Source organism: Kitasatospora sp. NPDC001132 (assembly GCF_053598415.1).
Genome location: NZ_JBSFKF010000005.1, coordinates 119,331 through 137,677 on the forward strand (window position 1 = coordinate 119,331; position 18,347 = coordinate 137,677).

Annotated in this window: 11 protein-coding genes; 6 read left to right on the forward strand and 5 right to left on the reverse strand. The window is 72.5% G+C overall.

All coding sequences use genetic code 11. From position 1 onward, the window contains the following. Window positions 1–71: 71 nt before the first annotated feature. The 3 genes from ACWDBE_RS09070 to ACWDBE_RS09080 all read left to right on the forward strand — a co-directional run bounded on the left by ACWDBE_RS09070 (window position 72) and on the right by ACWDBE_RS09080 (window position 2,750). Window positions 72–197: a hypothetical protein gene (locus ACWDBE_RS09070; protein WP_449807605.1), complete on the forward strand. Its 126-nt coding sequence runs from the start codon at window positions 72–74 to the stop codon at window positions 195–197. Window positions 198–399: 202 nt separating this feature from the next. Then, entirely contained in the window at window positions 400–2,502 is a 2,103-nt protein-coding gene (gene malQ / locus ACWDBE_RS09075) for a 4-alpha-glucanotransferase (RefSeq protein ID WP_449807674.1), read from the forward strand. 20 nt (window positions 2,503–2,522) lie between these two features. Next, a complete protein-coding gene (locus tag ACWDBE_RS09080; protein WP_449789298.1) occupies window positions 2,523–2,750 on the forward strand; it encodes a hypothetical protein in 228 nt (75 codons plus the stop codon). 154 nt (window positions 2,751–2,904) lie between these two features. On the opposite strand, the gene pepN is transcribed toward ACWDBE_RS09080, so the two are convergent. Continuing rightward, a complete protein-coding gene (gene pepN, locus ACWDBE_RS09085) occupies window positions 2,905–5,484 on the reverse strand; it encodes an aminopeptidase N (protein WP_449807606.1) in 2,580 nt (859 codons plus the stop codon). 159 nt (window positions 5,485–5,643) lie between these two features. Beyond that, a complete protein-coding gene (locus ACWDBE_RS09090) occupies window positions 5,644–7,317 on the reverse strand; it encodes an outer membrane protein assembly factor BamB family protein (protein ID WP_449807607.1) in 1,674 nt (557 codons plus the stop codon). A gap of 470 nt (window positions 7,318–7,787) precedes the next feature. On the opposite strand from ACWDBE_RS09090, the gene ACWDBE_RS09095 reads away from it, so the two are divergent. The 3 genes from ACWDBE_RS09095 (at window position 7,788) to ACWDBE_RS09105 (ending at window position 12,924) form a co-directional block, all read left to right on the forward strand. Next, a complete protein-coding gene (locus ACWDBE_RS09095) occupies window positions 7,788–8,966 on the forward strand; it encodes an ROK family transcriptional regulator (RefSeq protein WP_449789301.1) in 1,179 nt (392 codons plus the stop codon). A gap of 372 nt (window positions 8,967–9,338) precedes the next feature. Continuing rightward, a complete protein-coding gene (dxs, locus tag ACWDBE_RS09100; protein WP_449789302.1) occupies window positions 9,339–11,246 on the forward strand; it encodes a 1-deoxy-D-xylulose-5-phosphate synthase in 1,908 nt (635 codons plus the stop codon). Between the two features lie 151 nt (window positions 11,247–11,397). Then, the gene (locus ACWDBE_RS09105; protein ID WP_449789303.1) at window positions 11,398–12,924 is read left to right on the forward strand and encodes an ArnT family glycosyltransferase; all 1,527 of its coding nucleotides are present in this window, start codon (window positions 11,398–11,400) and stop codon (window positions 12,922–12,924) included. Window positions 12,925–13,118: 194 nt separating this feature from the next. Here ACWDBE_RS09105 and ACWDBE_RS09110 read toward each other — a convergent pair whose 3' ends face one another. From ACWDBE_RS09110 to ACWDBE_RS09120, 3 genes are all read right to left on the reverse strand, one after another. After that, window positions 13,119–15,266 (reverse strand): 3-hydroxyacyl-CoA dehydrogenase NAD-binding domain-containing protein, encoded by a 2,148-nt coding sequence (locus tag ACWDBE_RS09110; protein ID WP_449789304.1) that lies wholly within the window; start codon window positions 15,264–15,266, stop codon window positions 13,119–13,121. Between the two features lie 2 nt (window positions 15,267–15,268). Continuing rightward, window positions 15,269–16,513 carry a thiolase family protein gene (locus tag ACWDBE_RS09115; RefSeq protein ID WP_449807608.1) on the reverse strand — a complete coding sequence of 415 codons (1,245 nt, stop codon included), beginning with the start codon at window positions 16,511–16,513 and terminating at the stop codon, window positions 15,269–15,271. 285 nt (window positions 16,514–16,798) lie between these two features. After that, window positions 16,799–18,046 (reverse strand): HRDC domain-containing protein, encoded by a 1,248-nt coding sequence (locus ACWDBE_RS09120; RefSeq protein ID WP_449807609.1) that lies wholly within the window; start codon window positions 18,044–18,046, stop codon window positions 16,799–16,801. Between the last annotated feature and the right edge of the window lie 301 nt (window positions 18,047–18,347).

Below are 18,347 nucleotides of genomic sequence, written 5' to 3' on the forward strand. Positions count from 1 at the left end.
TGGCTGATCTCGCACCCGTCACCGCCGGGTTAGACACGGTCGGTGCACGGGGCCGTCGGCCCGGTTGAGAGTTGGACAACCTCATCGAGTACGGCGAGAAGATCGGTCCGCTGGAAGAGGGCTGTCGGGTCGCCTGGCAGGCGCTGGAGGCCGTGGTGGAGCTCCACCGGTTCGGTGATCCTCAGGTCCAGGCCTGACGGGTCCGGTTCGAGTGTCAGGGGCCCGGTTCGGTTGTTCCGAACCGGGCCCTTCGGCGCGTCCGGAGCGGTTGACGCTGTGTCGCGCTGGGTGATCGAGGCGTCACGCGGGTAGGACTGTGGCTGTCCTGACCGGGCGTTGCCGAGACATCGCAGGGAGCCGCGAGTGGCCGCTTACCACGACAGTGACGGAGCCGAGCAGGTGCCGGCGCAGGATGCCCCACCGCCGCCCGCCGAACTGGTGGCGCTGGCGCAGGCGTACGGGGTGGACACCCGCTACCCGGGGCCGGGTGGGCAGGCGGTGGGGGCGCGGACGCTGGTGGCCGTGCTGGGGGCGATGGGGGTGGCGGCCGGGTCGCCGCAGGAGGTGGGGGAGGCGCTGGAGCGTCACCGGGCCGAGCAGCGGGGCCGGTTGCTGCCGCCGTGCGTGGTGGTGCGGCAGGGAGGACGTACGGCGCTGGACCTGCCGGCGGACGCCCGGCTGCTCGTGGAGCTGGAGGACGGCGGGAGTTGGGAGCTGCCGCGCGGGCACTCGCACTGGCTGCCGGGGGACCTCCCGCTGGGCCGCCACGTGCTCACGGCGGAGACCACCGCGAGGACCGCCCGGGCCGCGCTGATCGTCGCCCCCGAGCGGCTGCCGCAACTCCCCGGCCGCGGCTGGGGGTTCCTCGCCCAGCTGTACTCCGTGCTGTCCGAGCGCTCCTGGGGCATGGGCGACCTCGGCGACCTCGTCGAGCTGGCCCGGTGGGCGGGGGCCGGGCTCGGCGCGGGCTTCGTGCAGATCAACCCGCTGCACCAGGCCCTTCCCGGCACCCCCTCCGACCCCTCCCCGTACCGCCCGTCCTCGCGCCGCTTCGCCGACCCGGTGCACCTGCGGATCGAGGCCGTCCCCGAGTACGCCTACCTGGTCGGCGACCAGCGCGACCACGCCGAGGAGCTGACCCGCCGCGCCGCCCGGCTGCGCGAGGAGGTCATCGGCCACGACGCCCTGATCGACCGGGACGCCGTCTGGCGGCTCAAGCGCGAGGCCCTGGAAATGCTGCACCGGGTACCGCGCGGGCCCGGGCGGCAGGCCGAGTACGAGGCGTACCGGCGCCGCGAGGGGGAGTGGCTGCGCCGGCACGCGCTGTGGAACGCCCTGGCCGAGGAGCACGGCCCGGTGTGGCACCACTGGCCGAAGGGCCTGCGTCACCCGGACGGCCCACAGGTGGAGCGAGCGGAGAAGGAGCTCGGGGCGCGGGTCGAGTTCCACCGCTGGCTCGCCTGGCAGGTCGACCAGCAGCTCGCCCACGCCCAGCGCGCGGCCCGCGAGGCGGGCATGCCGGTCGGGCTGATCCACGACCTGGCCGTCGGCGTCCACCCGGACGGCGCGGACGCCTGGGCGCTGCAGGACGTGCTGGCCGGCGGCATCTCGGTCGGCGCCCCGCCGGACGCCTTCAACGCCCACGGCCAGGACTGGGGCCTGCCGCCGTGGCGCCCGGACGCGCTCGCCGAGGCCGGCTACGCCCCGTTCGCGGAGCTGCTGCGGGCCACCGCCCGACACGCCGGGGCGGTGCGGATCGACCATGTGATGGGCCTGTTCCGGCTCTGGTGGGTGCCGAACGGCCACCCGCCGACCGAGGGCGTGTACGTGCGCTACGACGCGGAGGCGATGCTCGGCGTGCTGGCGCTGGAGGCGCACCGGGCCGGTACGGCGGTGATCGGGGAGGACCTCGGCACGGTGGAGCCGGGTGTGCGGGAGGAGCTGGCGGCGCGCGGGGTGCTCGGCACCTCGGTGCTCTGGTTCGAGCGGGACTGGCAGGCGGGCGGCGCGATCCTGGACCCGGACCGCTGGCGGCCGGGCTGCCTGGCCACCCTCACCACCCACGACCTGCCGAGCACCGCGGCCCGGCTCTCCGGCGAGCACGTCGAGCTGCGGCACCGGCTGGGCCTGCTGGCCAGGCCGCTGGGGGAGGAGCAGGAGCGGGCGGCGGCGGAGCTGGCGGACTGGCGGGCCGAACTGGCCCGGCTGGGGCTGATCGGCCCGGACGAGCCGCTGTCGATGCCGGTGCTGTACCGCTTCCTGCGGGCCACCCCGGCGGAGCTGGTCGGGGTCTGGCTGCCGGACCTGGTCGGCGACCCGCGCCCGCAGAACCTGCCCGGTACCTGGGACCAGTACCCGAACTGGCGCCTCCCGGTCGCCGACGGCGCCGGCGACCCGGTCACCCTCGAACGCCTCGCCACCGCCCCCGCCGCCGGCCTGCTCGCGCAGCTCCTCGCCCTGCCCGAATCCGCCAGGCGGACCCCGACGCGCGCCCTCCCATAAGCAGCGAGTAAGTTGGAAACGTGGACAAGAGGAACGCTTTGCGAGCCGGCGCGGTTAGCGCAACGGTCACGCTGATGATGCTGCTGTCGTCGCCCGCCATGGCCTTCGCCCGGGACGACGGTGACGACCCCGGTTCCGGCCTGAGCGTCGGCGAGACCCTCGGCCTGTTCGTGTTCCTCCCGCTCGTCGCCTTCGCGGTGATCGCCGGTCTGGCCGGCCTGCCGTACGGCAAGGGCAAGAAGAAGTAACGCCGCGTGGAGGCGGGCGCCGGCCACCTGAGCCCGCGTTCGCCACGGAAGCCCGCGACCGCCACGGAAGCACGCGTCCACCCAGGACCCGCACCAACCCCGAAGGGGCGCCGGACGATCCCGTCCGGCGCCCCTTCGGGCTATCCGCGCGCCGTCAGCGGGCCCCCGCCGCACGGTCGACCGCCTGGGCCTTGAGCGCGCGCTCGACGCCCGCCCGCGCCTCGACGACCTGGCGCCGCAGGGCCGGCGCCGGCTCGGCCGAGGCCAGCCACGCGTCGGTCGCGTCCAGCGTCTCCTGCGTGACCTCCAGGGCCGGGTACAGCCCGACGATGATCTGCTGCGAGATCTCGTGGCTCCGGGTCTCCCAGATGCCCTTCACCGCCGCGAAGTACTTCGCCGCGTACGGCGCGAGCAGCTCGCGCTGGTCGGACTGCTGGAAGCCCGCGATGACCGCTTCCTGCACATAGTTCGTCAGCTTGTCGGACTCCACCACCGACGCCCAGGCCTGCGCCTTGGCCTCGGCGGTCGGCCGGGCGGCGCGGCAGGTGGCCGCGTGCTCCTGGCCGGCCGCGGTGTTGTCCCGCTCCAGCTCGGCGGCGATGGCGGCCTCGTCGGCCCGCCCGGTGGCCGCGAGGCGCACCAGCAGCGTCCAGCGCAGCTCGGTGTCCACCGCGAGGCCCTTGACCTCGACCGTGCCGTCCAGCAGTCCGGCGAGCAGGTCCAGCTGACCGTCCGTACGGGCGACCGAGGCGAGGGCGCGGGCCCAGGCCAGCTGGTGGTCGCTGCCGGGCTCGGCGGCGCGCAGGTGCTCCTCCGCGGCGGCGGCCCAGCGCTCGAGGCCCTGCTCGCGCCACTGCGGGTCGGTGTAGGCGTCGAGGGCGAGCTTGACCTGGCGGTGCACGGACTGCACCACGCCGATGTCGCTCTCGCGGCCGATGCCGGACAGCGCCAGCGACAGGTAGTCGCGGGCGGCCAGCTCGCCGTCGCGGGTCATGTCCCAGGCGGAGGCCCAGCACAGCGCGCGCGGCAGCGAGTCGGCGAAGCCGCCGAGGTGCTCGGTGACGACGGCCATCGAGTCCTCGTCCAGCCGGATCTTGGCGTACGAGAGGTCGTCGTCGTTCAGCAGCACGACGGCCGGGCGGTGGCGGCCGACCAGCTCGGGCACCTCGGTGCGCGGGCCGTCGACGTCCAGCTCGATCCGGTCGGTGCGCACCAGCGCGTCGCCGTTCAGCTCGTACAGGCCGATCGCGATGCGGTGCGGGCGCAGCACGGCCTCGCCCTTGGCGCCGGCGGGCAGCGCGGGGGCCTCCTGGAGCACCGCGAAGGACTCGATCTCGCCGTCGGTGTTGACGGTGACGGCGGGCCGCAGCACGTTGATGCCGGCGGTCTCCAGCCAGGCCTTGGACCAGGCCTTGAGGTCGCGGCCGCTGGCCTCCTCCAGGGCGCCGAGCAGGTCGCTGAGCCGGGTGTTGCCCCAGGCGTGGCGCTTGAAGTACGCCTGCACGCCCTGGAAGAACGCGTCCTGGCCGACGTACGCCACCAGCTGCTTGAGCACCGAGGCGCCCTTGGCGTAGGTGATGCCGTCGAAGTTGACCTGGACGTCCTCCAGGTCGTTGATGTCCGCCATGATCGGGTGGGTGGACGGCAGCTGGTCCTGCCGGTACGCCCAGGTCTTCATCTGGTTGGCGAACGTGGTCCAGGAGTGCGGCCACCTGGAGCCGGGGGCCTCGGCCTGGCAGACCGCCTCGGCGTAGGTCGCGAAGGACTCGTTGAGCCAGAGGTCGTTCCACCACTCCATGGTGACGAGGTCGCCGAACCACATGTGGGCGAGCTCGTGCAGGATCGTCGCGGCGCGGGCCTCGTACGCGGCGTCGGTGACCTTGGAGCGGAACACGTACTGGTCGCGCAGGGTGACGGCGCCCGCGTTCTCCATCGCGCCGGCGTTGAACTCCGGGACGAAGAGCTGGTCGTACTTGGCGAACGGGTACGGGAAGTCGAACTTCTCCTGGAAGTAGTCGAAGCCCTGCTTGGTGACCTCGAAGACGGCCTCCGGGTCCAGGAACTCGCGCAGCGAGGGCCGGCAGTAGATGCCCAGCGGCACCTTCTGCTCGCCGTTCTCGTAGGTGTCGAAGACCCCGACGTACGGGCCGGCGACGAGCGCGGTGATGTAGCTGGAGATCCGGCCGGTGGGCTCGAAGGTCCAGACCCGGGTGTCACCCTCGCCGACCGGCTCCGGGGTCGGCGAGTTGGAGACCACGACCCAGCCCGCGGGCGCGGTCACGGTGAACGCGAACGCGGCCTTCAGGTCGGGCTGCTCGAAGTTGGCGAAGACCCGGCGGGCGTCCGGCACCTCGAACTGGGTGTACAGGTAGGTCTCGCCGTCGACCGGGTCGACGAACCGGTGCAGGCCCTCACCGGTGTTGGTGTACTCGCAGTTCGCGACGACCCGCAGCTCGTTCTCGGCCGCCAGGCCCGGCAGCGGGATCCGGCTGTCGGCGAAGCTCGCCGGGTCGAGCCGCACGCCGTTGAGGGTGATCTCCTCGACGCTCGGGGCGACGAGGTCGATGAAGGTCTCCGCGCCGGGGGTGGTGGCGGTGAACCGGACCACGGTGGTGGACCGGAAGGTGCCGCCCTCGCGGGCCGAACCGAGGTCGAGCTCGATGTCGTACGCGTCCACGTGGAGGAGGTCGGCCCGGGTGCGGGCCTCCTCACGGGTCAGGTTTGTGCCGGGCACTCGCTGCACTCCTTTGTCAGACTGATGGTCCGAATCCTCGCACGTCCAACGTACGGGGCGGCCGGAAAATCACGGCGGGGCGGGCCCGGGCGGTCAGCCCGTTCCCGCCCCGCCCGGGTCGGTCACGACGTGGGGTCATGCCCCGGGGTCATCCCGGCGTCACTTCTTCCACTTGGTCAGCGGACCGTCGCTGGAGCTGAGGCGGCGGAAGGCGTAGACCGCGGCGCCGTCCGCCGAGATCACGTACTCGTTGCTGCTGCTGCCGATGTTCATGCTGCTCGGCATGGTCATGGTGCCGAGGTCGGTCATCGAACCGTCGGTCGGCGAGAGCGTCACCAGTCGGGCCGGCTTGTTGTAGCCCTGGTCGACGATCGCGCGGACCTTGCCGTCCTTGTCCGTCCCGGCGACCAGGCGCATGTCGTTGCCGGCCGAGCCGGAGTTGGCCGACCACAGCCGCTTGCCGGTGGTCAGGTCGTAGGCGTTGATGCCGGCCTTGCTGCCGCTGACCTGGACGTACAGCGTGGTCCCGCTGACCACGTTGTGGGTGACGGCCTCGTCCTGGCCGGAGAGCCGCAGGCTGTCCGCGCCGGGCTCCTTGACGGACATCTGGTTGCCGGGCTTGTTGTCCTTGTCGAACGGCAGGATGTAGTCGCCCTGCGGGCCGCTGGACATCAGCAGCACCAGCGGCTTGTCCTGGATGACCGAGTCGACCTGCTCGATGTTGCCGGTGAGGGTGACCGGGGCGCTGGCCGGCTTGCCGGTCTCGGCGTTGACGATGACCAGCTGCGACTTCGGGCCGCTGGTGCCGTAGCAGCGGTCGCTGACCGCGATCTGGGCGCCGGCCGCCTTGCCGCGCAGGATGCAGTCCTTGTCGCGCGGCTGGTACTGCCAGGCCGGCTGGCCGTTGGCGATGTTCAGGGCACCGACCGCGTTGCCGCCGACGGCGACGACGTTCTCGGTGACGCTGAGGGTCGGCGAGGACATCCGGTCGGCCGAGACCTTGACGCTCCAGAGCAGCTTGCCCTGGGCCAGGTCGACGGCGCCGACGGTGGAGCAGTCGCTGTCACCGGTGTTGAAGGAGACGGCGGCGACGCCCTTGGAGTTGGGGGCGTACGAGGCGGTGCACAGCTCCTTGCTGCCGCTCGGGACGGGGATGGTCCACGCCTCCTTGCCGTCGCCCAGGTTGTAGGCCTTGATGCCGGAACCGTCGACGCGCACGGCGAGCTTGTCGGTGCCCCAGACGCCGAGCATCTGGGGCGAGCCGTCCGCGCCGGCCGGCTTGGGGGCGCTCCAGGCGACGTTGAAGGTGCCGCCCTTGGGGGCGGGGGTGGGACCGTTGCCGTTCCCGCCGTCGCCGGTGCCGCCGCTGTCGCCGGCGACCGGGCCCGGGGTCGGGTCGGTGTCGTGCTTGGGGTCCTTGAGCAGGACGACCAGGGCGATCACGATCGAGATCGCCAGCACGCCGCCGATGATCCCGCCCCACAGCAGCACGGGGTTGCGCTGCTTGGGGGCGACGGGCGCGACGGGGTAGCTGTAGCCGGGCTGCTGCTGGTAGTTGTAGCCGCCCGCGTTGTAGGCCTGCCCGGAGTCCGGGGCGCCGTACGCGCCGGGGACCGGGTCGTACGGGCCGACCGGTGCGGCGCCGGGCGGCGGCGGGGCCTGGGTGGGGAAGCCGGTCGCGGTCGGCGCGTACGCCGCGTACTCCGGGCTGCCGACGGGCGGTTGCGCGGGCGGCTGGGCCGGCGGCTGTACGGGCGGTGCCGGTGGCTGGGCGGGCGGCGGGCCCGCGGGCGCGGCCGGGCCGGGGACGGCCGCGCCGTCGAGCTGCGTCATCTGGTCCGCGACGGCGGCCGGATCCACACCGCCGCCCGGCGGGCGTCCGAACGAGACGCCCCGGTTGTCCTGCGGACCGCTGGCGGGCGTTTCGCCTGCCCCCGGCGTAGGGTGATCCCCTGCCATCTGATTCCCCGTCATGTCTGGAAGCGTCCCCTGTCGGCGCCGGCCACGGCTCCGGTGGGACGGTGAGAATTGGGCACCATGCTAGTGGTGTGCGCATTTCGGCCGCCGCCAGGACCGCGGTTCCCCGTCCCCGCAGGTCCAGGCCGTGCAACACCTTCACCCGCCGATCACCGTGCCCCCACGCCGGCGCCCGGTGTCCCGGCCAGCGCCGGCCCGCCGCCCTCCGCGCTCCCTCCCGCTCCCGTCCCTTCCGGCCGGGATCCCCGGCCGGGCCCCCGGGCCGTACCCTTCAGGAGTTGAAGGGGACACCCGGCGGAGGGGTCCCCGCCCTGGGAGGGTGGATCATGTCGACGGACACACCGGGCTCGCAGTCGTCGCTGCACCGGGCGAACCTGGAACGGGTGCTCCGCGCGGTGCGGATGGCCGGGTCGCTGACCCAGGCCGAGATCGCCCGCGGCACCGGCCTGTCCGCGGCCACCGTCTCCAACATCGTGCGGGAGTTGAAGGAGAGCGGCACCGTCGTGGTCGCCGACACCTCCTCCGGCGGCCGCCGCGCCCGCAGCGTCTCGCTCAGCGGGGACGCCGGCATCGTGGTCGGCATCGACTTCGGCCACACCCACCTGCGCGTCGCGGTCGGCAACCTGGCCCACCGGGTGCTGGCCGAGGAGAGCGCCCCGATCGACGTGGACGTCTCCGCCCAGCAGGGCTTCGACCGCGCCGAGGCGATGGTCGAGCGGCTGCTGGCGCAGGCCGGGTTCCGCTCCGACAAGGTGATCGGCGTCGGCCTCGGCGTGCCGGGACCGATCGACGTGGAGACGGGCGCGCTCGGCTCCACCGCGATCCTGCCCGGCTGGACGGGCATCGCCCCGGGCCGGGAGCTGGCCGAGCGGCTCGGCATGCCGGTGCACGTGGACAACGACGCCAACCTGGGCGCGCTCGGCGAGCTGGTCTGGGGCGCCGGGCGCGGGCTGAGCGACCTCGCCTACATCAAGGTCGCCAGCGGTGTCGGCGCCGGGCTGGTGGTGAACGGCCAGATCTACCGGGGGCCGGGCGGCACCGCGGGCGAGATCGGGCACATCACCCTGGACGAGGCCGGGCCGGTCTGCCGCTGCGGCAACCGCGGCTGCCTGGAGACCTTCGTCGGCTCCCGCTACCTGCTCTCGCTGCTGATCCCCACCCTCGGCCCTGACCTCAGCCTGCCCCGGGTGGTCGAGCTGGCCCAGCAGGGCGACCTCGGCTGCCGCCGGGTGATCGCCGACGCGGGCCGGCAGATCGGCACCGGCGTCGCCACCCTGTGCAACCTGCTCAACCCCCGCCGGGTCATCCTCGGCGGCGACCTCGCCGAGGCCGGCGAACTGGTGCTCGGCCCGATCCGGGACTCGGTGGCCCGCTACGCGATCCCGAGCGCCGCCCGTCAGCTCTCGGTCGTCCCCGGCACCCTCGGCGGCCGGGCCGAGGTGCTCGGCGCGCTGGCCCTGGTGATGAGCGAGATGGGGGAGTCCGGCGCGCTCGGCCGCGCGTGAGGCCGCAGGCCGGGGCCGTCCCGAGCGGTCGGCCCTGAACGGCCGATCCTGAATGGTCAGCCTCGAACAGTCGTCTCTGAAGGGTCGGCTCCGAACGGTCGGTTCCGGACGGTTCGACTTCCGAGCGGCCGGCCCGACCGCACAAGCATGCTCGAACGCGCGTGCGTCAATCCGAGATGACCCGCCTCCCCTGCCCGACCTCTCGGAACGGCACGACCGAACAGTGGTACCGGGCGCGCCGCTCGGTGTTCGGCAGGCGGACATTAGACTCGACCGGTCGGCACCGGCCGGGACCGTCGGCGTGCCACCGGACCGGGCAGCGACGCCCGTCGGACCGTCCGTGGTCCGCGAACACTGAACGAGGAGGAACGGGTGGCCCTGCTGACCCGCATTCGGGGACCGCGCGATCTCGACCGGCTCACGCCCGGACAGCTGGCCGCACTGGCCCAGGAGATCCGGACCTTCCTGGTGACCGAGGTCTCCAAGACGGGCGGCCACCTCGGCCCCAACCTCGGCGTGGTGGAGCTCACCATCGCGCTGCACCGGGTCTTCGACTCACCGCGTGACCGCATCCTCTTCGACACCGGTCACCAGAGCTACGTCCACAAGCTGCTCACCGGCCGCCAGGACTTCTCCCGGCTGCGGATGAAGGGCGGCCTGTCCGGCTACCCGTCCCGCGCCGAGTCCGAGCACGACGTGATCGAGAACTCGCACGCCTCCACCGTCCTGTCGTACGCCGACGGCCTGGCCAAGGCCAACCAGCTGCTGGGCAAGAACGACCCGGTCGTCGCCGTGATCGGCGACGGCGCGCTCACCGGCGGCATGGCCTGGGAGGCGCTCAACAACATCGCCGACGCCAAGGACCGTCCGCTGGTCATCGTCGTCAACGACAACGAGCGCTCGTACTCGCCGACCATCGGCGGCCTGGCCAACCACCTCGCCACCCTGCGCACCACCCAGGGCTACGAGCGCTTCCTGTCCTGGGGCAAGGAGGCGCTCCAGCGCACCCCGGTGGTCGGCCAGCAGCTGTTCGAGACGCTGCACGGTGCCAAGAAGGGCCTCAAGGACTTCATCGCCCCGCAGGGCATGTTCGAGGACCTCGGCCTCAAGTACATCGGCCCGATCGACGGCCACGACCTGACCGCCCTGGAGTCCGCGCTGACCAAGGCGCGCGGCTTCGGCGGCCCGGTGATCGTGCACTGCCTCACCGAGAAGGGCCGCGGCTACCACGCCGCCGAGAACAACGACGAGGACCGCTTCCACGCGGTCGGCAAGATCCACCCGGAGACCGGCCTGCCGATCCAGAGCGGCGGCGGACAGAGCTGGACCTCGGTCTTCGCGGAGGAGATGGTCGCGCTCGGCCACGAGCGCGAGGACATCGTCGGCATCACCGCCGCCATGCTCCACCCGGTGGGCCTGGCCCCGTTCGCCGAGGCCTTCCCGGACCGCATCTTCGACGTCGGCATCGCCGAGCAGCACGCCGTCACCAGCGCGGCCGGCCTGGCCACCAACGGCCTGCACCCGGTGTTCGCGGTCTACGCGACCTTCCTGAACCGGGCCTTCGACCAGGTCCTGATGGACGTCGCCCTGCACAAGCTGGGCGTCACCTTCGTCCTGGACCGGGCCGGCGTCACCGGTGACGACGGCGCCTCGCACAACGGCATGTGGGACATGTCGATGCTGCAGATCATCCCGACCCTGCGGCTGGCCGCCCCGCGCGACGCCGACCAGGTCCGCGCCCAGCTGCGCGAGGCCGTCGAGGTCGAGGACGCCCCGACCGTGGTCCGCTACTCCAAGGGCACGGTCGGCCCGGCCGTCCCCGCGGTCGGCCGGGTCGGCGGCATGGACGTGCTGCGCGCCGCCGAGGAGCCCTCCGGCGCCCACCGCGCCGACGTGCTGATCGTCTCGGTCGGTGCGATGGCCCCCACCAGCCTGGAGGTCGCCGACCTGCTGGCCGCCCAGGGCATCACCGCCACCGTGGTGGACCCGCGCTGGGTCAAGCCGGTGGACCCGGCCCTGCCGGGCCTGGCCGCCGAGCACCGGGTGGTCGTCACCATCGAGGACAACGGCCGGGTGGGCGGCGTCGGCGCGGCCGTGGCGCAGGCGCTGCGGGACGCGGACGTGGACCTGCCGGTGCGCGACTTCGGCATCCCGCAGGAGTTCCTGGACCACGCCAGCCGGGCCGAGATCCTGGCCGAGATCGGCCTGAACGGCCCGGACATCGCCCGGAAGGTGACCGCGCTGGTGGCCAAGCTGGACGTCGCCCCGGTCAAGGCCTGACCGGGGCGACGGTCCCTGTGGACCGCTCCCCGTTCCACCGACGACCGTTTGTCGTAACTCCGTAACAGTTCGTCGTAAGACAAGCTGACAATCGCACCGAAAGGCGGGACCGGCGCCACCGGCACCGGTCCCGCCCGGTAGGTTGTCACCCGTGTCGACCCCCACCCGCCTCCGCCTCACCGGACTGGCCGAGCGCCTGCCCGAGCGCGTCCGTACCCGTGTGCTGACCGGGTACTGGACCAGGCTGGTGCCGGTTCTCGCGCTGGTCGCCCTCCTCACCCACATCCCCTCCTTCGCCCGTCCCGTCTGGAGCCCGGACGAGGGCTTCCTGGCCACCCAGGCCCGGATGCTGGCGGACGGCGGGGTGCTGTACGACACCGTGGTCGACCGCAAGCCGCCGCTGCTGCCCTGGCTCTACCAGGCCTGCTTCGCGGTCTTCGGCTCCGCCTCGCTCTGGCCGCTGCGCACCCTGGCAGTGGTGGCCCACCTGGTCACCGCGATCCTGCTGGCCTCGATCGCCCGCGGCCGCTGGGGCAACCGGGCCGGGGCCGGGGCCGGGCTGCTCTACCTGCTGGTCTCCATCGGGCTCTCCCCGGAGGACACCCAGGCGGCGACCTTCGAGGTCTTCATGCTGCCCGCCATGGTGGCCGCCTTCCGGTACGCCGAACGGCGCCGCTGGCTGGCCGCGGGCATCGCCGTCGCCCTGTGCTCACTGACCAAGCAGACCGGCGGCGCGGTGCTGCTGCCGGTGCTCTGGATGCTGTTCCAGGACGCCCGCCGGCGCGGGGTGCGCTGGCCGCCCGCGCTGTTCAAGATCGGGTTCGGTTTCACCCTGCCGATAGCGCTGGTCGCGGTGATCCTCACCAAGCCCAAGGGCTTCCTGTTCTGGGTGGTCACCGGCAGCGGCGACTACGCCTCCTTCGGCGGCGCCTGGCTCCAGATGCTCGGCCGGGCGTTCGGCAACTCGGCCATTCTGGCCGCGGCCGGCCTGGGCTTCCTGCTCCCGGTCGGGCGACGGCTCTGGCTCAAGTACCGCCACCGCCCGCTGCCGGTGGCCGGCGAGGAGCACGGCTCGACCACCGACCTGTGGGTCTGGCTGCTCTCCTCGGTCGTCGCGGTCAGCGTCGGCTTCCACTTCTTCGGCCACTACTACCTCCAGCTGATGCCGCCACTGGTCCTGCTCGGCACCGGGGCGGTCGCCACCTCGGCGATCCGCTGGAAGCCCGTCCTGCTGTACACCACGGCCGCCGCCACGGTGTTCTGGTGCCTGGCACTGGCCTGGCCGGGGGAGCGGCTCAACCGCACCACCGAGGTGGCCACCGCCGTCGCCGCCCAGACCACCCCCAAGGACACCGTGCTGGTCTGGGGCATGCACCCCGAGCTCTACTGGCTGGCCGACCGCAAGCCCGCCAGCCGCTACCTGACCGCCGGCTTCCTGACCAACTACAGCGGCGGCAAGGACGGCAACCAGAACGTCGGCGAGCAGTTCAGCGTCTCCAACGCCTGGCAGACCTTCGACAAGGAGCTCGCCAACGGCCTGCCCGAGGTCGTGGTCGACGACTCCGGCATCGCCCCGTACCAGCCGGTCATGGTCCCCAGGATCGAGAACCTGCTGGACACCCACTACGAGATGGTCGGCGTCTTCGCCGACACCGTGGTCTACCGCCTCAAGCACTGAGAGCACCGAGAGCACCGAGAGCACGTTGGCGCTGAGAGCACCGAGACCACCAGGGCCCCCGAGACCCCTGTACATGGAGTCAACGCCTGACAACTCCGTGCACACCACATCGGGCGGGAGTCCCGTACACACCGAGGAGCCCCGGTGACCAATGGGTCACCGGGGCTCCTCCGTGTTCCGGGTACGGGCCTTCCTTAGGCGGGCACCGAGGCCACACCGACGGCGAGGAACGGCTTGCCGTTCACCCGCTCGGAGATGCCCTCACGGTCCAGGTACGGGGTGATCCCGCCCAGGTGGAAGGGCCAGCCGGCACCGGTGATCATGCAGAGGTCGATGTCCTGCGCCTCGGCGACGACACCCTCCTCCAGCATCAGGCCGATCTCCTGCGCCACGGCCTCCAGGGCGCGGGCGCGGACCTGCTCCTCGGTGAGCACCGAGTCGCCGAAGGACAGCAGCTCCAGCACCTCGGGGTCGAGGACCTGCTGGCCGTCCTTCCAGGTGTAGAAGCCGCGCTTGCCGGCCTTGACCACCTTGGCGAGGTTCTCGGAGACGGTGAACCGCTCCGGGAAGGCGCCGTGCAGGGTCTCCGAGACGTGCAGGGCGATGGCCGGGCCGACCAGCTCCAGCAGCACGATCGGGGACATCGGCAGGCCGAGCGGCTCGACGGCCTTCTCGACGTCGGCGATCGGGGTGCCCTCGTCGATGATGTTCTGGATCTCGCCCATGAAGCGGGTCAGGATCCGGTTCACCACGAACGCCGGGCGGTCCTTGCACAGGACCGAGGTCTTCTTCAGCTTCTTGGACACCGCGAAGGCGGTGGCCAGCGAGGCGTCGTCGGTGCTGTCGCCGCGGACGATCTCCAGCAGCGGCAGGATCGCGACCGGGTTGAAGAAGTGGAAGCCGACGACCCGCTCGGGGTGCTGCAGCTTCGAGGCCATCTCGGTGACCGACAGCGAGGAGGTGTTGGTCGCCAGCACGCAGGTCGGCGAGACGACCTTCTCCAGGTCCGCGAAGACAGTCTGCTTGACGCCCATCTCCTCGAACACGGCCTCGATGACGAAGTCCGCGTCGCCGAAGGCGGCGGCCTTGTCCAGCGAGCCGGAGACCAGGCCCTTGAGGCGGTTGGCCTTGTCCGGGCTGATCCGGCCCTTGCCGAGCAGCTTGTCGATCTCGGCGTGGACGTAGCCGACGCCCTTGTCGACGCGCTCCTGGTCGATGTCGGTGAGGACCACCGGCACCTCCAGACGGCGGGCGAACAGCAGCGCCAGCTGCGAGGCCATCAGACCGGCGCCGACGACGCCGACCTTGGTGACCGGGCGGGCCAGCGACTTGTCCGGCGCGCCGACCGGGCGCTTGGCCCGGCGCTGCACCAGGTTGAAGGCGTAGATGCCGCTGCGCAGCTCGCCGCTCATGATGAGGTCGGCCAGGGCCGCGTCCTCGGCGTCGAAGCCGGCCTGCAGGCTCGCCTTGTCCGCCAGGTCGAAGTCCTTGGCCGCGGCGATGATGTCCAGCGCCTTGTAGGCGGCCGGGGCGGCGCCGTGGACCTTGCCGTCGGCGACCATGCGGCCCCAGAGGACGGCGTCGTCCCAGGCCTTGCCCCGGTCGATCGCCTCGCGCTCGACGACCACGTCGCCCTTGACGACCTTGGCGGCCCAGAGCAGCGACTGCTCCAGGAAGTCGGCCGGCTCGAAGATCGCGTCGGCGATCCCCAGCTCGAACACGTCCTTGCCCTTGAGCTGCTTGTTCTGGTTCATCGAGTTCTCGATGATGACCTTGACGGCCTTACCGGCACCCACCAGGTTCGGCAGGATGGTGCAGCCGCCCCAGCCGGGGACGAGGCCGAGGAAGACCTCGGGCAGCGAGAAGGCCGGGACGCCGGCCGACACCGTGCGGTAGTCGCAGTGCAGGCCGACCTCGACGCCGCCGCCCATCGCCGCGCCGTTGTAGAAGGCGAAGGTGGGGACGGACAGCGAGGCGATCCGCTTGAAGACGTCGTGGCCGCCCTTGCCGATGGCCAGCGCGTCCGCGTGCTCCTTGAGCAGTTCGACGCCCTTGAGGTCGGCGCCGACCGCGAAGATGAACGGCTTGCCGGTGATCGCGGCACCGACGATCTTGCCCTCGGCGGCCTCGGCCTCGACCTGGTCCAGCGCCGCGTTCAGCTTGAGCAGCGAGCCCGGGCCGAAGGTGGTCGGCTTGGTGTGGTCGAAGCCGTTGTCGAGGGTGATCAGCGCCAGCTTGCCGGCCTGCAGCGGCAGGTCGAGGTGGCGGACGTGCGCGGTCGTGACGACCTCGCCCGGGAAGAGCTCGGCGCCGCGGGTCAGCAGCTCAGTGGTGTCGGCCATGGTCACTTACCACCCTCGAGCTCGGTGTTCCGGGTCTCTCCGCTCCAGTGGGGGTTCTCCCAGATGATGGTGCCGCCCATGCCGAAGCCGATGCACATCGTGGTCAGGCCGTAGCGGACGTCCGGGCGCTGCTCGAAGCGGCGGGCCAGCTGGTTCATCAGGCGCACGCCGGAGGAGGCCAGCGGGTGGCCGAAGGCGATCGCACCGCCGTACGGGTTGACCCGCTCGTCGTCGTCCGCGATGCCGAAGTGGTCCAGGAAGGCCAGGACCTGGACGGCGAAGGCCTCGTTGACCTCGAAGGCCTGGATGTCGTCGATGGTCAGACCGGCCTTGGCCAGCGCCTTCTCGGTGGCCGGCACCGGGCCGACACCCATGACCTCGGGCTCGACGCCCGCGAAGGCGAAGGAGACCAGGCGCATCTTGACCGGGAGGCCGAGCTCCTCGGCGACGTCCTCGGCGGCCAGCAGCGAGGCGGTGGCGCCGTCGTTCAGACCGGCCGAGTTGCCCGCGGTGATGTTGCCGTGCGGGCGGAACGGGGTCTTGAGGGCCGCCAGGTTCTCCATCGTGGTGCCCGGGCGCATCGGCTCGTCCACGGTGGCCAGGCCCCAGCCGGTCTCGCCGACCTCGGGGTTGGTGTTGCGGATCGTGATCGGCACCAGGTCGGGCTGGATGTCGCCGTTGGCGTACGCCTTGGCGGCCTTCTCCTGGGAGCGCACGGCGTAGGCGTCGCAGCGCTCCTTGGTCAGGTGCGGGAAGCGGTCGTGCAGGTTCTCCGCGGTCATGCCCATGAACAGGGCGGACTCGTCGACCAGCTTCTCGGAGACGAAGCGCGGGTTCGGGTCGACGCCCTCGCCCATCGGGTGGCGGCCCATGTGCTCGACGCCGCCGGCCACGACCACGTCGTACGCGCCGAAGGCGATGCCGCCGGCGGTGGTGGTCACGGCGGTCAGCGCGCCGGCGCACATGCGGTCGATCGCGTAGCCCGGGACGGACTTCGGCAGGCCGGCCAGCAGGGCGGCGGTGCGCCCGATGGTCAGACCCTGGTCGCCGATCTGCGTGGTGGCCGCGACGGCGACCTCGTCGATGCGCTCGACGGGCAGGTTCGGGTTACGGCGCACGAGCTCCCGGATGCACTTGACGACCAGGTCGTCGGCGCGCGTCTCGTGGTAGATGCCCTTCGGGCCGGCCTTGCCGAACGGGGTGCGGACGCCATCGACGAAGACGACGTCCCTCGCGGTACGAGGCACGGGGGCTCTCCTCCCAGGGACCAACATTTCGAGGTGGGCAGGCTGCCGCCGTCGAAGACCCGAGCGGCGCCGCATCACGGTCATGCTACCCGTCGGTAACCAACCTGCCCAGGCCTCTCGGAGGGATCGGACCATGTGTCCCCCGACACGTTGCCCGACCCGTCCGACCAGGAGCGTCCGTCCCGGGTACGACGAACCCGGGTACGACGAAGGGGATGTCGCCCGTACGGACGACATCCCCTTCCACCGGTGGCCGGATCGAGTCGCGGATCGGCCCGCCCCCGATCAGCCCTGGGCCGCGGCCGCGGCCGCGGCGAACGCGGCGGCCACCGCCGGCGCCACCAGGTCCACCTGCCACTGCCGGGCGCCGAGCCCGCGCAGCGCGGTGGCCACGTGCTCCGGGCCCGGCTCGGCCGGTGGCTGCCAGGAGACCCGCCGGACCAGGTCCGGGGTGATCAGGTTCTCGGCCGGCACCTGGTACCGCTCGGCCAGCTCGGCGATCGCGCCGCGCGCGCCGGCGAGCCGGGCGGCGGCCACCGGGTCCTTCTCGGCCCAGGCCCGCGGCGGCGGCGGTCCGTCGTGCGGAGCGGTGGCCGGCGGCAGCAGGTTCTCCGGGATCTCCCGGCCGCGCTGCACGGCCGCCAGCCACTGCTCCAGCTGGCGCCGGTGCACCCGGGGGCCGAAGCCCTGGACGGCCTGCAGTGAGGCGATGGTCAGCGGCATGGCCAGCGCGGCGTTGACGATCGCGGCGTCCGCCAGCACCCGGCCGGGAGAGACGTCGCGCTCCTGGGCCATCCGGTCGCGGACCAGCCACAGCTCGCGCACCACGGCCAGCTGACGGCGGCGGCGGATCTTGTGCAGCTGCGAGGTGCGGCGCCACGGGTCGGTGCGCGGGGCCGGGCGGGGTGCGGCGGCGATCGAGGCGAACTCCTCCATCGCCCAGCCGAGCTTGCCCTGGGCGTCCAGCTCCCGTTCGAGTGCGTCGCGCAGCTCGACCAGCACCTCGACGTCCAGAGCGGCGTAGCGCAGCCACGGCTCGGGCAGCGGGCGGGTGGACCAGTCGACCGCGGAGTGCTCCTTGGCCAGGCTCAGCCCGAGGATGTTCTCGGTCATCGGCCCGAGGCCGACCCGGGGGAAGCCGGCGATCCGCCCGGCCAGCTCGGTGTCGAACAGGCGCCGGGGTCTCATGCCGACCTCGGACAGGCAGGGCAGGTCCTGGCTGGCCGCGTGGACGACCCACTCGGCGTCCTCGACGGCCCGGCCGAGCGCGCTGAGGTCCGGGCAGGCGATCGGGTCGATCAGGGCGGAGCCGGAACCCTCGCGGCGCAGCTGAATGAGGTAGGCGCGCTGCCCGTAGCGGTAGCCGGAGGCCCGTTCGGCGTCGATGGCCACCGGTCCGGTGCCCGAGGCGAAGGCGGCGACGATGTCGGCCAGCGTGTGCTCGTCCGCCACCACGGGCGGGATCCCCTCCCTCGGTTCGAGGAGCGGGACCGGGGCTGCTTCTTCTGGGATGGCTGCTACGGCGTCGGTCACCCCCCAAGGGTACGACGGTCCTCGCGGCCGGGAGTGTTGTCGGACTGGTCAGACTGTTGATCGCCCGCTCACCCGGGAGGGCGGCCGGGCCGGTGATCAGGTCGGCGGCCGGGTCGGCGAACGGGCCGGTGAGCGGGTCGTGCCCGGACCGCGCCCGGGGCGCTTCCGGGGCCGGGACCGCCCGCCCGCGGGGCGGGGTCCACGCGCCGTGGGGTGGTGTCCACGCGCCGCGGGCACCGGGACGGCGGCGCACCGGCGGCCGAAGGGGAGACAGCTCGGCGGCGGCCGAGGAGGAAACGTT

Bases quoted from the DNA above. Each gene is read 5' to 3' on its own strand.
- ACWDBE_RS09090 (WP_449807607.1), bottom strand. From the start codon at position 7,317: ATGACGCAGCTCGACGGCGCGGCCGTCCCCGGCCCGGCCGCGCCCGCG.
- ACWDBE_RS09095 (WP_449789301.1), top strand. From the start codon at position 7,788: ATGTCGACGGACACACCGGGCTCGCAGTCGTCGCTGCACCGGGCGAAC.
- ACWDBE_RS09110 (WP_449789304.1), bottom strand. From the start codon at position 15,266: ATGGCCGACACCACTGAGCTGCTGACCCGCGGCGCCGAGCTCTTCCCG.